The organism is Thermotoga neapolitana DSM 4359 (genome assembly GCF_000018945.1).
Classification (GTDB): Bacteria; Thermotogota; Thermotogae; order Thermotogales; family Thermotogaceae; genus Thermotoga; species Thermotoga neapolitana.
This window is the reverse complement of record NC_011978.1, coordinates 761561-778663: the sequence shown is the minus strand read 5'-3', so window position 1 is coordinate 778663 and position 17103 is coordinate 761561. Positions and strand designations below refer to the sequence as shown.

At 46.0% G+C, this 17103-nt stretch carries 13 protein-coding genes; 5 read left to right on the top strand and 8 right to left on the bottom strand.

The window, feature by feature from the left end; genetic code table 11:
* The first annotated feature begins 8 nt into the window (after nucleotides 1–8).
* The 5 genes from CTN_RS03830 to CTN_RS03810 all read left to right on the top strand — a co-directional run bounded on the left by CTN_RS03830 (nucleotide 9) and on the right by CTN_RS03810 (nucleotide 5805).
* Entirely contained in the window at nucleotides 9–845 is an 837-nt protein-coding gene (locus tag CTN_RS03830) for a carbohydrate ABC transporter permease (protein WP_015919271.1), read from the top strand.
* Nucleotides 846–1109: 264 nt separating this feature from the next.
* Nucleotides 1110–2141, top strand: coding sequence for a sugar-binding protein (locus CTN_RS03825; protein WP_015919270.1), 1032 nt, complete (start codon nucleotides 1110–1112; stop codon nucleotides 2139–2141).
* A gap of 66 nt (nucleotides 2142–2207) precedes the next feature.
* Complete coding sequence (locus CTN_RS03820) at nucleotides 2208–3158, top strand: ABC transporter permease (protein ID WP_015919269.1); 951 nt, start codon at nucleotides 2208–2210, stop codon at nucleotides 3156–3158.
* Entirely contained in the window at nucleotides 3155–4642 is a 1488-nt protein-coding gene (locus CTN_RS03815; protein ID WP_015919268.1) for a sugar ABC transporter ATP-binding protein, read from the top strand. Before CTN_RS03820 ends, CTN_RS03815 begins: the two co-directional genes overlap by 4 nt.
* Nucleotides 4643–4656: 14 nt before the next feature.
* Entirely contained in the window at nucleotides 4657–5805 is a 1149-nt protein-coding gene (locus CTN_RS03810) for an ROK family transcriptional regulator (RefSeq protein ID WP_041437582.1), read from the top strand.
* Nucleotides 5806–5827: 22 nt separating this feature from the next.
* Here CTN_RS03810 and CTN_RS03805 read toward each other — a convergent pair whose 3' ends face one another.
* The 8 genes from CTN_RS03805 to CTN_RS03775 all read right to left on the bottom strand — a co-directional run bounded on the left by CTN_RS03805 (nucleotide 5828) and on the right by CTN_RS03775 (nucleotide 17069).
* On the bottom strand, nucleotides 5828–7573 hold the full coding sequence (locus CTN_RS03805) for a WD40 repeat domain-containing protein (RefSeq protein WP_015919266.1): 1746 nt from the start codon (nucleotides 7571–7573) through the stop codon (nucleotides 5828–5830).
* A gap of 73 nt (nucleotides 7574–7646) precedes the next feature.
* Nucleotides 7647–10178, bottom strand: coding sequence for a type I pullulanase (gene pulA / locus CTN_RS03800; protein ID WP_015919265.1), 2532 nt, complete (start codon nucleotides 10176–10178; stop codon nucleotides 7647–7649).
* Nucleotides 10179–10195: 17 nt separating this feature from the next.
* On the bottom strand, nucleotides 10196–12178 hold the full coding sequence (locus CTN_RS03795) for an early set domain-containing protein (protein WP_015919264.1): 1983 nt from the start codon (nucleotides 12176–12178) through the stop codon (nucleotides 10196–10198).
* A 15-nt stretch (nucleotides 12179–12193) separates the two neighbouring features.
* Entirely contained in the window at nucleotides 12194–13339 is a 1146-nt protein-coding gene (locus CTN_RS03790) for a hypothetical protein (RefSeq protein ID WP_038067112.1), read from the bottom strand.
* Nucleotides 13340–13349: 10 nt separating this feature from the next.
* Complete coding sequence (locus CTN_RS03785) at nucleotides 13350–14003, bottom strand: hypothetical protein (RefSeq protein ID WP_038067109.1); 654 nt, start codon at nucleotides 14001–14003, stop codon at nucleotides 13350–13352.
* 13 nt (nucleotides 14004–14016) lie between these two features.
* Entirely contained in the window at nucleotides 14017–14544 is a 528-nt protein-coding gene (locus CTN_RS10070; protein WP_015919261.1) for a hypothetical protein, read from the bottom strand.
* A 6-nt stretch (nucleotides 14545–14550) separates the two neighbouring features.
* Nucleotides 14551–15393: a hypothetical protein gene (locus tag CTN_RS10065; protein ID WP_015919260.1), complete on the bottom strand. Its 843-nt coding sequence runs from the start codon at nucleotides 15391–15393 to the stop codon at nucleotides 14551–14553.
* Nucleotides 15390–17069 (bottom strand): alpha-amylase family glycosyl hydrolase, encoded by a 1680-nt coding sequence (locus CTN_RS03775; protein ID WP_015919259.1) that lies wholly within the window; start codon nucleotides 17067–17069, stop codon nucleotides 15390–15392. Before CTN_RS03775 ends, CTN_RS10065 begins: the two co-directional genes overlap by 4 nt.
* Between the last annotated feature and the right edge of the window lie 34 nt (nucleotides 17070–17103).

Below are 17103 nucleotides of genomic sequence, written 5' to 3'. Positions count from 1 at the left end.
GGAAAGAAATGAGCCGTTCCTTAACACAGAAGATACTTCTTTACGTTGCCGTTGCCTTCATTCTCGTGTGGTGTGTTTTTCCTCTCTACTGGGCTTTTGTTTCTTCGATAAAACCGGATCAGGATCTTTTCGAAAAGAACCCCTCTCTTTTCCCAAAGAGAGTCACCTTTGAAAATTATGTGAAGGTCTTCAAGGAAAGACCGTTCCACATAAACATCAAAAACAGTATCATAGTGGCAGGTATAACCACGGTTTTGGCATTGGTTGTAGGGTCGCTTGCCGGATACGCAATCGCAAGACTCAAGTTCAGAGGAAAGGTCATCGTGATGTCGTTGATTCTTGCGGTGAGCATGTTCCCGCAGGTTTCGATCCTCGGTTCTCTCTTTCTGATCTTGAGGAGCATGAAACTGATAAACACCTACACAGGTCTCATCATACCCTACACCGCCATGAACCTTCCTCTGACGGTCTGGGTACTTCAGAGTTTCTTCAGAGAACTTCCTAAAGAAGTTGAGGAATCTGCCTTCATCGATGGTGCTTCAAAACTGAGAACACTTTGGTCCATCGTTCTTCCCATGTCGGCACCGGGACTTGTGGCAACGGGTCTTTTGACCTTCATTGCAGCTTGGAACGAGTTCCTCTTTGCACTCACCTTCATGCAAAAGCCGAGTCTGTACACCGTCCCTGTTGCAGTTGCCCTCTTCAAAGGAGCATCTCAGTACGAAATACCCTGGGGGCAACTCATGGCAGCTGCTGTCATAGTCACACTTCCCCTTGTCATCCTCGTTCTGATATTCCAGAACAGGATCATAGCGGGATTGAGTGCCGGAGCGGTGAAGGGCTAATAACCAATCATTTTTGGTGATTATTTACTTTTACAGCAAATTATTTCCGATTATGGTACGGAATCTCCTTCTATCTTCTTTTTTCTTGTCAAAAAGTAATTTGAAGAAAAAGGACCCCATGTGCGATAATATAGCAGGAGTTAATTTGATTCCGTTGGAAATTAATAACCTGTGTTGTTCTTTTACTGAAAAAAAGACAATTTCCTAAAACAGCATAATTCTACGTTAAATTTAAATTACACTCTCTGTTGAGGAGGTGTTTTCATGAAGAAGGGACTGGTTTTTCTGGGACTGTTTCTTGCGCTCTCCGTGTTCGTCTTTGCAGAAGACATCACCATTCTTCTTGCTCCTAAATCTCTCAACAATCCATACTGGTTTGCAGTTGAAAACGGGATGAGAGACGCGGCAGAGAAACTGGGGATCAAAGCAATCTTCGACGCACCCGTTGAAGCAGACGCTGCGAAGCAGGCAGAAAAGATCCTGAGTTACATTGTGAAAGGTGTCGACGGAATAGGTATCTCTCCAAACGACCCAGAAGCGATAAAAGTGGTGGTTAAAAGGGCACTCGACAAGGGAATACCGGTGATCATGTTCGATTCTGATTCACCAGACAGTGGAAGGTACGTGTACATAGGAACCAACAACTACAATGCAGGATACGAGGCTGGAAAGTTGATGGCACAGCTTATCGAAAAGTACAAGCCCGAGAAAAAGACCATCAAACTTGCCATACTCACCGGTGGTCTTGCGGCCCTCAACCTGAACGAGAGAATCAGAGGATTCAGAGACGCCCTCGAAGAATACTCCAAACAGAGTGGAAGAGAGATCGTCTATGTGGCTGACCCGTTCCCGTGTGACGACGATTCAGCAAAGGCTATTCAGATCATCAGGGACGTGACCAGGAAATACACAGACCTCGATGGTTGGTTCATGTCCGGTGGATGGCCTCTCTTTGCTCCAAAAGAAACCGTGATCTCCGCTCTTGGCGGTCCCGAAAGAATGAAAGATCTGCTGGTGGTTGGCTTTGATACTCTGCTTCCAGAACTTGAACTCGTCAAAGCTGGTGCTGTCAAAGGTCTTGTTGGTCAGAGACCTTATGACATGGGTTACCTCTCCGTTCTTGTTCTCTACAACATGGTAAAAGTTGGTGTAGAAAACACATTGAAGATACTCCCGAAAGTTGTCAGAGAAGATGGAACAGTTGACTATATCATCGACACAGGAGTGGACGTTGTAACAGAAGAAAACGTTGATCAATTTTACGAATACGCAAAGAAGATCTATTCTAAGCGCTGATAATGTAGAATCAACGAAGAAGGGGGGTTAAACCCCCCTTCATTAAAGAATAAAGACAAGGGAGGCGTGGTCGAGTTGTGGAAGAGGTTGTTCAAGGCTAAAGAAGCGGGAATATTTTTGATACTGGTAGCGATCGTGATATTTTTGGGGATAACGACGGAAGAGTTTTTGACGGTAGAGAACATATTCACGGTAATACTGAACGTATCGTTCATAGCGATCATGTCGTTTGGGATGACGATGGTGATCATCACAGCCGGGATAGATCTTTCGGTTGGGTCGGTACTGGGTGTAGCAAGCGTGGTGATGGGGCTTTTGATGAATGAAAGAGGGTTATCACCCTTCTGGAGTGTAGTTTTGGGGCTTTTAGTTGGTGTTGGATTTGGGCTTGCAAACGGTTTTTTGATCACAAAGGCAAAACTTGCACCGTTCATCAGCACACTTGGTATGCTCAGTGTAGGAAGGGGTCTTGCATACGTGTTGAGTGGTGGCTGGCCCATATCACCGTTTCCTGAGAGTTTCACGATACACGGTCAGGGAATGGTAGGGCCCGTACCGGTTCCGGTGATCTACATGGCAGTGATAGGTGTGATCAGCCACATATTTTTGAAGTACACCGTGACGGGGCGGAGGATCTATGCGATAGGTGGGAATGAAGAGGCGTCCAGGCTGGTTGGGATCAAGACGGACAGGATACTAATCATGGTGTACACGATAAACGGCTTTTTGGCGGCATTTGCAGGTTTTCTATTGACGGCATGGCTTGGTGTGGCACAGCCCAATGCGGGTCAGGGATACGAACTTGACGTGATAGCGGCGACGGTGATAGGAGGAACGAGTTTGTCAGGTGGAGAAGGGACGATACTTGGGGCGTTTTTGGGAGCGGTGATAATGGGTGTTTTGAGGAACGGGATGATACTGCTTGGTGTATCGTCGTTCTGGCAGCAAGTAGTGATAGGGATAGTGATCATCATAGCGATAGCGATAGACCAGATCAGGAGGGCGAAAGAGAGATGAAGCCCATACTCGAGGTAAGGGGGATACACAAAAGATTCCCCGGGGTACATGCACTCAAGGGAGTGAGTATAGAATTTTATCCGGGGGAGGTACATGCGATAGTAGGAGAGAACGGAGCGGGAAAGAGTACGTTGATGAAGATCATAGCAGGGGTGTATGAACCCGATGAAGGGGAGATCATATACGACGGCAGAAGTGTGAGGTGGAGTCATCCGAGTGAAGCGATAAAAGCGGGGATAGTGACGGTGTTTCAGGAGTTGTCGGTAATGGACAATCTGTCCGTGGCGGAGAACATGTTCATGGGAGATGAAGAGAAGAGAGGGATATTTGTAGACTACAAGAAAATGTACAGGGAGACGGAAAGATTCATGAGAGAAGAATTTGGCATAGAGATAGATCCTGAGGAGAAACTGGGGAGATACTCCATAGCGATCCAGCAGATGGTGGAGATAGCGAGGGCAGTTTACAAGAAGGCGAAAGTACTCATACTGGACGAGCCCACATCATCCCTCACACAGAAAGAGACAGAGAAACTCTTCGAGGTGGTGAAGAAACTCAAGGAGAAGGGAGTTGCGATACTCTTCATATCTCACAGACTGGAGGAGATCTTCGAGATATGTGACAGGGTGAGCGTTCTGAGGGATGGAGAGTACATAGGAACAGACAGGATAGAGAACCTGACGAAAGAAAAGATCGTGGAGATGATGGTGGGAAGAAAACTGGAGAAATTCTACATAAAAGAAGAACACGAGCCCGGGGAAGTGGTACTGGAAGTGAAGAACCTTTCTGGAGATGGCTTTGAGAACGTGTCGTTCAGTTTGAGAAAAGGAGAAATCCTTGGATTTGCAGGACTTGTTGGTGCAGGAAGGACAGAGTTGATGGAAACGATATTTGGCTTCAGGCCGAAGAAAAGTGGGGAGATATACATAGAAGGAAAGAAAGTTGAGATAAACCATCCACTGGATGCGATAGAACATGGTATGGGACTTGTACCGGAGGACAGAAAAAGACTTGGGCTCATACTCATCATGAGCATCATGCACAACGTATCGCTTCCAAGCCTTGACAGAATAAAGAAAGGACCGTTCATATCGTTCAGAAAAGAAAAAGAACTGGCAAAGTGGGCGATAGAAACGTTCGACATAAGGCCACCCTATCCAGACAGGAAAGTTCTGTACCTTTCTGGAGGAAACCAGCAGAAAGTTGTTCTGGCAAAATGGCTTGCTTTGAAACCAAAGGTTCTCATACTGGATGAACCAACACGGGGAATAGACGTTGGAGCAAAGGCAGAAATATACAGGATCATGTCGCATCTTGCAAAAGAGGGAGTTGGAGTCATCATGATCTCCTCAGAACTTCCAGAGGTTCTTCAAATGAGTGACAGAATAGCCGTTATGAGCTTTGGAAAACTCGCTGGTATCATCGATGCCAAAGAGGCTTCCCAGGAAAAGGTTATGAAACTCGCAGCTGGTTTGAGTGGGTGAAGGAGGTTCAGAAATTGCAGAACATGGAAATATACTCTCTGAAGCAGACGAGGACCATCAACAAATTGAGGGTTCTCAACACGATCAGGTTTGAGCCCGGGATCACTCGAAACATGATCTCAGAAAAAACAGGGCTCGATCCCAGCACCGTCACAAAACTCGTGAACGAGATGAAGAGAAAGAAGATGATCTACGAGAAGGGAATTCTCCCCTCTAAACTTGGAAGACACTCCAAAAGACTTTATGTGAACAAAGAGTTTTCTAAAGCGATAGTGGTCGATCTTGGTGTGACACACTCTCTGGTTGGGCTTTCCTTCTTCGATGGTTCTGTAGAGGTCATCGATGAATTCGATACACCGGACACACCAGAGGAATGCTTCAGAGTCCTGACGGAGAGGGTTTCCAGGTTTCCCGGTGTGTTTCCTCTCATCGTGATAGGCGTTCCTGGTTCTGTCGATAAGACCCACAAAAAGCTGGCGTTCGCTCCGAACCTGAACAGATGGCGAGACGTCGATGTAGAGAAGTACTTCAAGGTGTTCGAAGTCTATCTGGAAAACGATGCAAACCTTGCAGCCCTCGCAGAAACGATGAAAAACAAACACTTCGGAGATCGAAAGAACATAGTGTACATCCTTGTGAGGGAAGGAATAGGTGGAGGAATCATCATTGAAGGAAGGTTGTACAAAGGATCGTTCAACGCAGCCGGAGAGATCGGTCACATGAAGATGTACGACAGAGGGCCCTGTTTCTGTGGAAGAGTGGGGTGCTGGGAGGCAAACACCTCCATATCCCACTGTGTGCATCAGTACGAAAAGGAAAAAGCCCTTCCTGGAAAGACCATGTACGAGAAATTCGAGGCTTTGTGCAGCCTGTACGAAAAGGATGACCTCGCAAAGAAGATCCTGGACGAGTTCACAACCATCCTGATAGATGGAATTGTGAATCTTGTTAACATTTTAAGTCCAGAAATCGTGATCGTTGGAGGAGAAGGAGTGTTTCTCCCTGATAGTGTTTTCGAGAAAATTGTCTCGGAGACAAAAAGACAGGTTCATCCTATGAACAAAGAGGTGTCCGTTGAGAAAGGAAGTCTTTCGAACAAAGAAGTGGTCCTGGTTGGAACTTCGATTCTTTCATCCATGATGATAAGTGAAAGACTGGTGTGAAAGAAAGAGGGGGAACTCCCCCTCATTTCTCTTCGAAGATCCTTATCTTTCCGTCTCCACAGGGAATCAGGAGTTGACTGCCTACCTTCACAAAATGTCCCACCTTTTGATCCGATACCTTCAGTTTGGTTTTCAAAGTCAGTTCCGGAAAATCGAAAACATAAAGGTTTCCGTTCCATGTCCCAACAAAAAGATTTTCTTCGCTGAAAAGCAAAGAAGATACGGCCTCACCAAGAGAGATCTCTCTCACCTTTGAACCAGTGCTTAAACTCCAGAGCACGATCTTTCCGTCTTCACCACCGGATACAAGGTAATCTTCCGCAAACTTCACAGCGTTCACGTTTCCGCTGTGGGCATCAAAGGAAAACACCTTTTCACCCGTTTCCTTTGAAAGGACCTCCACATATCCTGTTTTTCCCTTTGGATCAGAATAAGACACTCCAAAGGCAACGAACTTTTCGTTCATATCGATGGTTTGAACGATCTCGTGTTCTGTATCTTTTCTCCATATCTCGTTGAAGGAAGGATAATCAAACAGCGCAACACTTCCATCATAAAAGCCAACAGCAACTTTTCCATCGAAGAGGGACACATCCATGGTGCTGGTTGTTCCAACCTTCACTCTCTTGATTAGTTTTCCGTTTTCCAGACTGTACATCTTGATTGTGTTACTGTCCAGACAGGAAATGATGGTGTTTTCAACTATCAGAAGTTTTCTCACACTTGCAAGCGCTTTGATTCTGTGTGTTACCCTTCCCTTCTCCACATCCCAGACGAGTATCTCTCTATCGTCGCCACCACTGACCAGTGTTTTTCCATCGTCTGAGATTGCCAGCGCATTCACCGAGAGTTTGTGTCCAAAGAGAGAGTACTTGAGTTCCAGTTGTGCATTCCAGACGTTCACAATGCCGTCCATACCATAGGTGACTATGGTGTCATCGTCCGATGAGACCAGAAGGACAAAGTTGTTGTGGGCGTTCACAGATTTTACCGTCTCTCCCTTTTCAACGTTCAGGATCACGGCCTTGTAGTCGTCTGTTACGAAAACAACCATATCGTTGCCGAGGAAATCAACATCGTTCACCGTTATGACATGGTCTTTTTGAAGAACGAGTCTTCCGCTTGAGGCGCCCCAGACCTTCACTGAATTTCCCCCGCATGTGGCTATGAGTTTGCCGTTTTCAGAGAAGACTATCTTCTTTATTCCCTCCGGATGGGCCTTGAGAGGGATAGAAAGAGATGGGTTCGAAAGATCTCTGATCACAGCAAGCCCGTTGGCCAGACCAACGACATACCTGTTTCCACTTGCGGCAATTTGAACAACTGAAGGACCGAATCTCTGAGAAGATATTTCTTTTCCGTCAGGGAAGGACCATATCCTCACCGTTCCATCGAAAGAGGCGCTGAAGATTTTTCCGTTTGAAACCGAAACAGAGGAAACTCCCTTCATATGACCTTCGAGCAAGTGAGATTCTCCCGTTTCAATGTTCGTGATGCCGACTGTTTTATCGTCTGAGGCGCTCACAACGAAACCATCGCTGTATACGACGCTGTTTACCCTGTTTTCATGGACTTTGAATGCCCTGTAATAGGATCCATCCCTGTAGACAACGATCTCACCGTTTCCTGTTCCAAGAACAAGGTAGCCATTTTCAAAAGTCATGGCGGAGACTTCACTGAACCCAAGGATCTTCTCCAGGCGGAAAGTCTGGGAAAAGAGAAGCACCGTTGCAAGAACCAGGATACCGAATACCAGTTTTTTCATCATGAATCAACCTCCTGAATTGAATCTCAAAGCCCCAGCGGGTGCTGGGGCTTCCTGTGACATTTTATCACTTCTTTCATTCCCTGTACAGAACGTAGGCAGAAAGTGGTTCTAGTTCGATCGTTCCCTCAACGACTTCAATCACCTCTGTACCCGCCTTCTGCCCGTTCACAACGAGGTTCCACTTTCCTTCTGGAAGTTTATACGTACTCTTCTCTGGATTTCCGTTGTAAATCACCACTATGTCTTTCCACGGATCTCCACCTGCGTGATCTTTGAGGATGAACGCAACGATCCTTCTTCCACCAGGCAGAAATTCCAGGTGCTTTTTGATCTCCTCCGCCGTTTTCAACCTGAAAGCAGGATGTTCCTTTCTGAGTTTTATGAGTCCCTTGTAATAGTTGAACACATCTATGAACTGACGCTTTCTTTCGTAGTCGAATCCGTTTATCGAGATGGGAGCGTTGTAGGAGTTGTCGTTGAAGTTCTTCGTCCTGCAGAAATCCTGCCCTCCATGGAGGAAAGCAACTCCCTGTGAGGTGAGTATTATGGCTCCGGAAAGCTTTTGAGCGTTCTTCAACTCTTCTTCGGTCCATTTTTTCCTTTTGTCTGCCTTTGCGGCAAGGTAGTTTTTGTCCCAGAGGGTGTGGTTGTCATGACAGGCAACGTAGTTGATGGTCTCTTCCGGATCTGAAGCAAAACTCTTTATGAGTTTTCCATCGTAGTTGATGCTTCCCACAACACCTCTTTTGATTTTGGTTTCCTTTCCGTATCCACCCATGGCGAATCCCTTGACACTTGGGTTGAACACAGAGCCCCTTATTGCATCTCTGAACTCATCGTTGAAGGCGGCCACGTGTGTGCCGGCAACATCGTTCTTTCCAAACCTGATGGGAGCACCCCAGCCTCCCCAGGGTTCACCGTACAGAATGATCGTTGGATCGATCTTGTGGAGAGCCTTTTCCACCTCAAGCATGGTCTTTTTGTCTATGAGACCCATCTGATCGAATCTGAAGCCGTCTATGTGGTATTCTTTCACCCAGTATGTAACTGTGTCCACGATGAATTTTCTCATCATGGGCCTTTCACTTGCGATTACGTTTCCACATCCACTTTCGTTCAGATATGCCCCTGTCTTGTCGATCCTGTAGAAGTAGTAGGGTACCGTCTGATCGAAGGCAGAGAGTTCTCCAATACCGTAAGTGTGAGGAAACACCATGTCCATGATCACACCTATGTCGTGTCTGTGCAGGGCTTTCACCATTTCTTTGACTTCTCTGATTCTCGCGTATGGATTCCTTGGATCTGTTGAGTACCTTCCCTCAGGTACCATGAAAAGGTAAGGATCGTAGCCCCAGTTGTAGTACTTTTCAAAGTCTTTGTCCAGTTCATCTCCCGTGTAGAAGTCGAAGAAAGGCAGTATGTGAACGTGTGTAACTCCAAGTTCCACAAGGTGTGAAAGGCCTGTTGTCACTCCTCCAGGTCCTTTTGTGCCTTCTTCTGTGAGTCCAAGGTAAAGGCCTCTGTTCTTCACTCCGGAGTTTTCAAAGCCAGTTATGTCCGCTATGTGAATTTCGTAGATTATGGCATCTTCATATCCTCCGATCTGTGGCCTTTTGTCGCTTTCCCAGCCTTCTGGATTCGTTTTGGAAAGATCCACTACAGCGCTCTTTTTGCTGTTTGCGTAAACTGCTTTGGAGTAAGGATCGACCGTTGTTCTCACCTTTCCATAACTTTCCAGTTGATAAAGATAGAAAACACCATCCAGATTTCCTTCCACCACCGCTTCCCACACACCGTTTCCTTTATAGTCCATATCCACTTCTTTGAACGGCTCTGTGTCATCTCCGCTTCTGAAAAGAAGCACCTTCGCCCATTTTGCAACGGGAGACCATACTCTAAAGATCGTTCTCTCAGGAGAGTAAATGGCACCAAGTTCACCGTCGTAGTAGTAATCGTCCAGGATCTCCATCATGATGACCCTGGCAGGTTTGTATCCTTCTACGATCAGTTCCACATCTTTTCTGAGATCTTCTTCCTTCAGAGGCTCAGAGAGAACGACCCTCACGTAGTTTGTCACGTCCACATCCGTGGGATCTGCCTTCTCCACTCTTGAGATGGGTATCTCTTTTCCATCCACTGTGACTTTGAAGAGTCCTTTCTTCTTGGTATCAACGGGATTTGTCAGGTATGCTTCTATCACCTTGTTCGATCTTGCCTGTGCGAAGAAAATTCGTGGAGAAGTATCTGGCTTTTCGTAGAATATCTCTTCCACTCCCTGAAGGATCCACACTTCTGCTTTTCCGTCTTTTATCTCTATGAATCTGTCCTTCGCGACGTCTTTTGCCTGCCATTCGTTGAGTCTCACGATGATCCCCACCGTTGTAAGATCAAGAGGCAGTTTCACTACAGCAACTTTACCAAAGTCGTCTTCATCTGTAAACTGGTAGGCTTTCCCTTCCTGGGAAACGGGTTCTACAGGCCATATCCAGAGGTTCCATCCGTCGTACTTTCCATCGTACCGATGGTAGTGAACTATTATGGTAGTTTCGGAAAAGATCAGTACAGCGAAAAGAAGAACAAGCAGGATCCAGAATCTGGTCTTCATGAAAGATCACCTCACCTTCAGAAGTTGACCTCACCGTAAAATTCCACGAAGATGTTCTTGTAAGCATCGTATGTAACGCTGAGCCTTGCCTTTGCCGTGTCGTTTCTGAGTTCTCCAAAGACGGAAATTCTGTCAGGGTCGATTTCGAAGTTGTTGTAATCGCCGTATCTGTAGGAAAGCCCAAGAACGTACGTATCATCGAACACGTACCCAGCACTCAAGGTGTAGGTGTTGTTGTTCATGTTGTAGTCTCCGTAGAGTTCCAGATTGAAGACATCCAGACTGGCCTTCAAAAGGCCTTTGTCATCAGCAGAAGTTTTCTCGTAATAGAGGTATTTCAGATCGTAGACATCGGCATCGATTGAGAGATTCACGAAGTAGAGAACCGGATTGTCGAAAATCGTTCCTGCCCAGATGGTTGTCGTGGCACCGAGAAGATCAAAGGAGAAGAAGCCCAAAAGATTCACCTTTTCCATTCCAAGAAGGTAGTTGATACCAAAATACGCACCGAAGTTTTCTCCCGAGACACCAAGGAGAAATCTTTCCTTTGTGGCATCGATGTCGAACCCAACATCTGCCATGATCTCGTACGAGAGAACGGAAAAACCAAGACCAAAACCAGTTTTCTGGAGCCAGTCTTCGTAAGGTGTTTCCTCTCCCAGAATGGGTGTGTTGTAATGACCAAAAACCCTGAAACTGTCGCTTGTTACATCTACTTTTGCGCTTTCAAGCAAAGATCCGCCAGGGTTAAAACCAAGAGTTGCTTTCAGAAAATCGGTTTCCACACCGAGTACGAGTTCGTGGGAACTTTCAAGGGGCTTCAAAAAGGTATCTGTTGCATACTGGTAGGTAAGATCGATGGAGTACTTTCCAAAGAACGGTGTTTCACCGCCTGCTTTCTCCTCAAGGGGTTCTATCACCAGTTCTCCATCTTTCTCCACGAGCCTGAAGGCACCATTTTTCCCTCCAAAACCATCGGGCACATAGGAAGGAGCATAAGGATCCTCCTGCCAGACCTGGCTTCCTGCTATTGTGAACACGTACTTGTACTGGTAGGTTCCCGGGCTCAGTTGAATTTTTGCCACCCACAGGTCTCCTTTTCTTTCCATTGGATTTGCAGTTGTGCTCCAGTTGTTGAAGTTTCCGGCAACGTAGGCTTCGGAGGCTTCCGGTTTCTTCACGACAAAGACAACGTATCCATCTTCCACACTGAGGCCTTCTTCGAGCGTTTTTTCCTGAACGACAGGTTCTTTTTCTTCAGCGACGCTTTCTTCCTCTTCAACAGGAGATTTCACCTTCAACTCTCCGTTCTCTTCGTAGACTTCGAAAACTCCGTTCTTTCCACCGAATCCATCGTCAACGAACGCAAACGCGTTCGGATCTGTGACCCACTCTTCTCCGTTGACGACAAACTTGTATTCGTAGATACCAGGTTCGAGTTCCAGTACTCCTTCCCACCAGCTGTCCTCTACTGGATACATTTCTATCTCCTCTGCGTTCCAGTTGTTGAAGTTTCCGGCTATGGTTACAAACTCCGCATCGGGGTTGTAGTACCTGATTACCACAACGCCATCTTCAACGAAGATAGTGTCTTCCCTTTCCGGATTGGGTTCGTATTTCTTTTCCTCTCCCTTCTTCTGAGAAGCAACTATGAAGAGCTCTCCGTCCTTTTCCACAAGTGTGAATATTCCATTGTAGCCCCCGAATCCGTCGTCCACGTATCCGGGAGCGTTCGGATCCTCTTTCCAAGTGGTTCCATCTATCACGTACTTGTACTGGTACGTTCCAGGTTCAAGTTCGAGTTCTGCTCTCCAGAGTCCAGGTTCAACTTCTTTCATCGGAAGAGCCGTTGGACTCCAGTTGTTGAAATTTCCGGCAAGATAAACCACTTTTGCACCTTCCCACTGGAAGGTGAAAACCACCTTGCCGTTTTCGACGAAGACATCAGAGAACGCAAAGATACTCATTATCAAAGCAGCAAAAAGCAGGATCTTTTTCATGCCCCAAGCACCTCCTTACCACCATGTTGAAAATTCAAGGGTAACCTTTTTCTGAAACGTCGTTTTGCTTGAGAAATCTCCATCACCGAGGGCGATTTTGAACTCAGAACTTCCCTGGGATACCTTCAACTCGTAATAGGCTGTGTAATCCTTTGTGTAGAGTGTGTTCAAGTACTGCCATTTGGCGAAGAAGTTGATGTTCCCAAAGGATCTGGAAAGTTCTGCATAGAAAACTTCTCCCAGGGCCGTTGTGGAATCGTGAGCAGGCTTTCCAAACTTGTAAGAGACCTTTCCATTGAAGCCTATGAAAGTGAAGTTCTTTCCTACTTCCATTCCAAAATCGTCCCAGTTGAGGATATCGGAGTCAAACTTCGTTCCTTCTTTCCAGGCCTTGAACCAGAAGTCGTTTATTGAGTATTCAAAACCGTACTTTGGGGTTTTTGACTTGAACCTGTAATCCATCCAGAGTTTGAAATCTCCCAGCGTTGTCCAGAGGTTTGCGAGTATCTCCCCTTTCAGGCTGTTGTCGTTCACGAAGTCACAGTAATCCAGACGCGTTTCGGATCCAACACCAGTTATCTTCACACCGTGTTTCCAGTCAACGGAGGAGATTCCCATCATGTAGAAGAAATTCTCTGCGCCCACTTTTTCCTCGTAACTCACGCCGACTTCTCCAAAGTATCTCAGGTTGGGCTCCCAGTTGAAATCAAAGTAAATGTCGTTGACCGAGGAATGTTTTCCTGCCATCATGCTGAAAGAAATATCAGAAAGATTGCCACGGTACTGAAGGTACTGAACATCGCCTGCGATCACGCCCCTGAATCCAAAGGATGTGACCTCAACACCGTTTCTCTGCTCTCCATCGTCGTCAAAGGTGTATATTCCCATCCAGTCTCCTGTAGAACCAAACAACCTGTTGTAATACGCCTTGAAGTCTATCAAGTCTGTATCGAGGTTTATGTATCCGGAGTCGAGTTTCAGATCTTTCGTTGTGAACTCGCCGGAGAGGTTGTTCCCCGAAAGATAGAGTTCTGTGTAGTTCGACCCGGTCTGATTTTCCAGATCGTAGGAATAGCCAACCTTCATGGATCCTGACGGGGAGAAGGAGAACGCATAACTCAAAATCAACACGCTGAAGATGAGTATCCAGAATTTTTTCATCTTTCTCACCTCACTCCACACGTGCTTGAAGCGTGCTTGTTCGTGGATCGTACTCTATGACGAGCGTTCCATCTTTGTCGGCGGTGAAGGTTGCGTCCATACCGTATCCAGCGTTGTAACTTGTCCCGTCGAACTGTTCTTCGTATGGTTTCCAGCCCTCGCTTCTTGCGATTTTGTATTTCACCGTTTCACCGGAAGAAATGGTGTATCCCGTGTTCAGTATGAACTTTCCATCTTGAAGGGTCATCTCTTCAGGTGCCCAGTTGTTGAAATCTCCAGCACAGTACCAGGGAGGTGTTTCTTTTTCTGAGTCTCCCACTCCTTTTGCCGTGTTGTTTTCCATCAGGTTCGGTGTTGCGTACACTGTAACGCTCTCTCCTACGAGTTGTTTCCACAGCGGAATCCCAGAAGAGGTCTTCACCACCTCTCCATTTTCGACGACCACGACCTGATACCACGCGATGTCATTTTCAAAGTTCAAAACGGAGGAGGGAAGCTCCAGGGTGTAAAAACCACCCTGAAGCGTCATTTTGTACTCTGGACTCGGTACTCCGTTTGAAAAGTCACCAACGACATAAACCCCATCTAGAAGCTTTATGTTGAGCAAAGTCATACATCCAGAAAGAAACACAATCAGCAAAAAAGCAGGAATCAACTTCTTCAAGATCTTCACCCCCTCAGTTTACATTGAGAAAGTACAAGTTTGTGAATGTATCAGAATCACCCCATTCATTGCTGTTATCACCAATAGTACTATCATCAGGAATGCTGTCTACAGCTGAAGAACCATATCCGCCTGTTACCCAGACGATCAAAGCCACATCCTGTTTTCCACCTATGGCACTCCATGGAATCGCTATCTCCATCGTCTGAAGACCGTCTGTTGTGTCCCCTGTGTGGGCAAACGTTCCGGAAACATCACTTATTGATTTGTAATCCCAGCCCGATCCAGTCCATATGCAGAAATTGTCGCTATCCAGGCCAGATCCTCCAATCCACCAGAAATAGATCTCGTAGTCCACAGCGTATCCAGCGTCGAAGTTTATCTTTCTTCCCCACGCATCGCTGTCTCCAGTGTAATAACCACCAGGTTTTGTATCGATTCCTATTCCGTATGCAACATCCCAGGATCCAGTGTTCTCAGAATCGATTGCTGTGTTTTTAGTATCGAACCCTATGTAAAGATACGTTGCATCGTATGTCACATAGAGCTAGTACAGATCTGCTCCATTTCCTCCACCAGGATTTGTGCTTGTTGCAACGGGAGTTCCAAGATCACTCAAATCTCCATCTACGGTTATCGTAGCTGTGGGTTGTGGAGCGGGCTGTTCTTCACTTGGAGTAGGTTCTGTCTGATTTATCTCTTCTGTCACATTACCTTGGCTGTCACACACAACAAAGTTCACAACGGATGCTGGCTGTGTAAGCCCCCCATCCGATGTTGCGTCGTGATCAGGCTGGTTGGGATAGAAGTCTCCAATCCACTGTTTTCCTCCGCCTGTTCCACCGCTGATGGCAAAGACAGCCTTTACCTGATCGACCTGTTCAGTGATAGGTATTGAAAGCTCAACTATTGTAGAACCTGTTCCAAACTGCGCACTCACCTGATCTGTTATCTCTGTCAGCGTGCCGTCTTGCGCTACTCTCCAGACTTTGTAACTGTTATTTTGGGCTACTTCGACTATGATGTCTATGTCACCCTGAGAATTTTTGAACTCTCTCGTTGCCCCGTTCAGTCCTGTGTAAGAAACTTCCTGTGCTCCACTCACACCAACAAGGTCGATCAAAGCCAGAAATACGTTTTGATTGCCGTCACCACCAAGAACATATTCACCAGAAATGTACACATTTTCTCCATCGAACAAAAGCCCTGCCTTCAAGAGTTCGTTGTCTGCTCCCCACTTTGAATCGTCAGTGGGATCGGACTTTACTTTTTCTCCCCAGTCACTCAGATTCCCATCCACAGAAACCATTTCCTTAACAACGGGCGGTGTTCTCAGACATCCGTAGAGCAGAAACGAAACGACCAGAAGAACCAGAAGAAGTTTCTTCATTTTCGCACCTCCTCACTTTTGAAAATGTATCCCTTCATGGGGGAAACCTCGAAGTTTTCTCCTGAAGAAAAGAAATTGTTTTTTTCGCTCCAGGTGAAATTCTCGAAGTCCACCTCGAGGATCATGGTCATATCTTTTTCGAAACTGAAACTGTTTGGCCAGACCGGATCTGGATTCACGACGACGAGTAATTCTTCGTTGGAAGAGTATCTGTAAAACGCTATCAGATTTTTCCAGTCTCTGAAGATTCTCTGATCTCCATTCAAAATGGATTCATGTTCTTTTCGAAAACCCAGCATGAACTTGAAGAAGTTCAAAAGACTCTTAGGATCGTTCTCCTGTTCCTCAACTGAGAATCCATCGAACGGGTCATCGTACACACATCCATCGACATTTGCGTTTCCATATGTCACACCACGAGCATCGTATATTTCCCTGGTCCAGAAAGTCTGTCCCTCACCACTACCTTCTGCGTACCACTGCATGGGTTCTCTCAGGGGTTCATCGTAGATGGGACCGTACCACTTGAAACCCCTTGTTCCTATTTCCCCTCCATAGTAGATCACAGGAGATCCCTTCAACGTGAAAAGCAGAAAATACCACAAAGCCACGCGCTTTTTTATGAGTTCGTAGCCAGAAGCGTCGAACAAGTTGTATACATCCTGAACGTGTGAGAAAAAGCGGTTCAGATCGTGATTTTCCAGAAAAGGAAAAGAATTTTCAACCCAGTTGTTCTCCAGAAGACCATCTATTCCCTCGAGGTTGTTTCGTATTCCATACATGAGGGCGAAGTTGAAAACGGAAATGGGGTAAATCGAAAGATCAGATACGTTTCCACTGAATACCTCACCCACGATTATTGCATCGGGTTTTTTTGAAAGAACGTAATCTTTGAACCACTCAAAATACTCAGCAGATGCTACAACACCGTCATCCCACGACCATCCGTATATGTGCTTTGCAGCGTCTATTCTGAAACCGTCCACACCTTTGGATAGCCAAAAATCCACTATTTTTTTCACTTCATCTTTCACAGAAGTATTGTCGTGGTTCAAGTCGGGCATTGTGTAACCAAAAAGTCCAAAGTACCAGACTTTCTGACCCCTGGAATTCACCTTCCAGTGCCAGTGATCCTGACCGGAGTGGTCTTCAAGGCTCATGATGTAGTAGTTCCAGTATGGTGAATTCCTTGTATTCTCTACAGCGTCTCTGAACCAGGGATGCTGGTCGGAGGTGTGATTGATCACAAGATCCATGATGACTTTGATACCGTTTTTGTGGAGTTCTTGAACCATGTTTTCAAAATCTTCCATCGTTCCATAATCATCTTCAACATCGTAATAATCGACCACGTCGTAACCATGGTACGAAACAGATTCGTTGAAAGGCATGAACCAAACAGCGTCTATTCCTAGCTCTTTAAGGTAATCAATCTCTTGTATTACCCCATTGAAATCTCCTACGCCGTCACCGTCACTGTCGTAGAAAGATCTTATGAATATTTCATAAATTACCGGGTATTTAACAGAAGAACCGTTGGAAGAAATAGGGAAAAGACTAGTTGACTGAAATTGCTGGCCACTCGTTTGAACACAGGAGGAAATAAAGACGAAGATCGTCAAACACACTATAAGAAGAGATTTTCTCACAACAGCTCCTCCTTCTTGGCAAAACATTACAGTGTCAATAAATTAACACACTTCCGATCGT

Bases quoted from the DNA above. Each gene is read 5' to 3' on its own strand.
- CTN_RS03830 (WP_015919271.1), top strand. From the start codon at position 9: ATGAGCCGTTCCTTAACACAGAAGATACTTCTTTACGTTGCCGTTGCC.
- CTN_RS03825 (WP_015919270.1), top strand. From the start codon at position 1,110: ATGAAGAAGGGACTGGTTTTTCTGGGACTGTTTCTTGCGCTCTCCGTG.
- CTN_RS03815 (WP_015919268.1), top strand. From the start codon at position 3,155: ATGAAGCCCATACTCGAGGTAAGGGGGATACACAAAAGATTCCCCGGG.
- CTN_RS03805 (WP_015919266.1), bottom strand. From the start codon at position 7,573: ATGATGAAAAAACTGGTATTCGGTATCCTGGTTCTTGCAACGGTGCTT.
- pulA (WP_015919265.1), bottom strand. From the start codon at position 10,178: ATGAAGACCAGATTCTGGATCCTGCTTGTTCTTCTTTTCGCTGTACTG.
- CTN_RS03795 (WP_015919264.1), bottom strand. From the start codon at position 12,178: ATGAAAAAGATCCTGCTTTTTGCTGCTTTGATAATGAGTATCTTTGCG.
- CTN_RS03790 (WP_038067112.1), bottom strand. From the start codon at position 13,339: ATGAAAAAATTCTGGATACTCATCTTCAGCGTGTTGATTTTGAGTTAT.
- CTN_RS10065 (WP_015919260.1), bottom strand. From the start codon at position 15,393: ATGAAGAAACTTCTTCTGGTTCTTCTGGTCGTTTCGTTTCTGCTCTAC.
- CTN_RS03775 (WP_015919259.1), bottom strand. From the start codon at position 17,069: ATGTTTTGCCAAGAAGGAGGAGCTGTTGTGAGAAAATCTCTTCTTATA.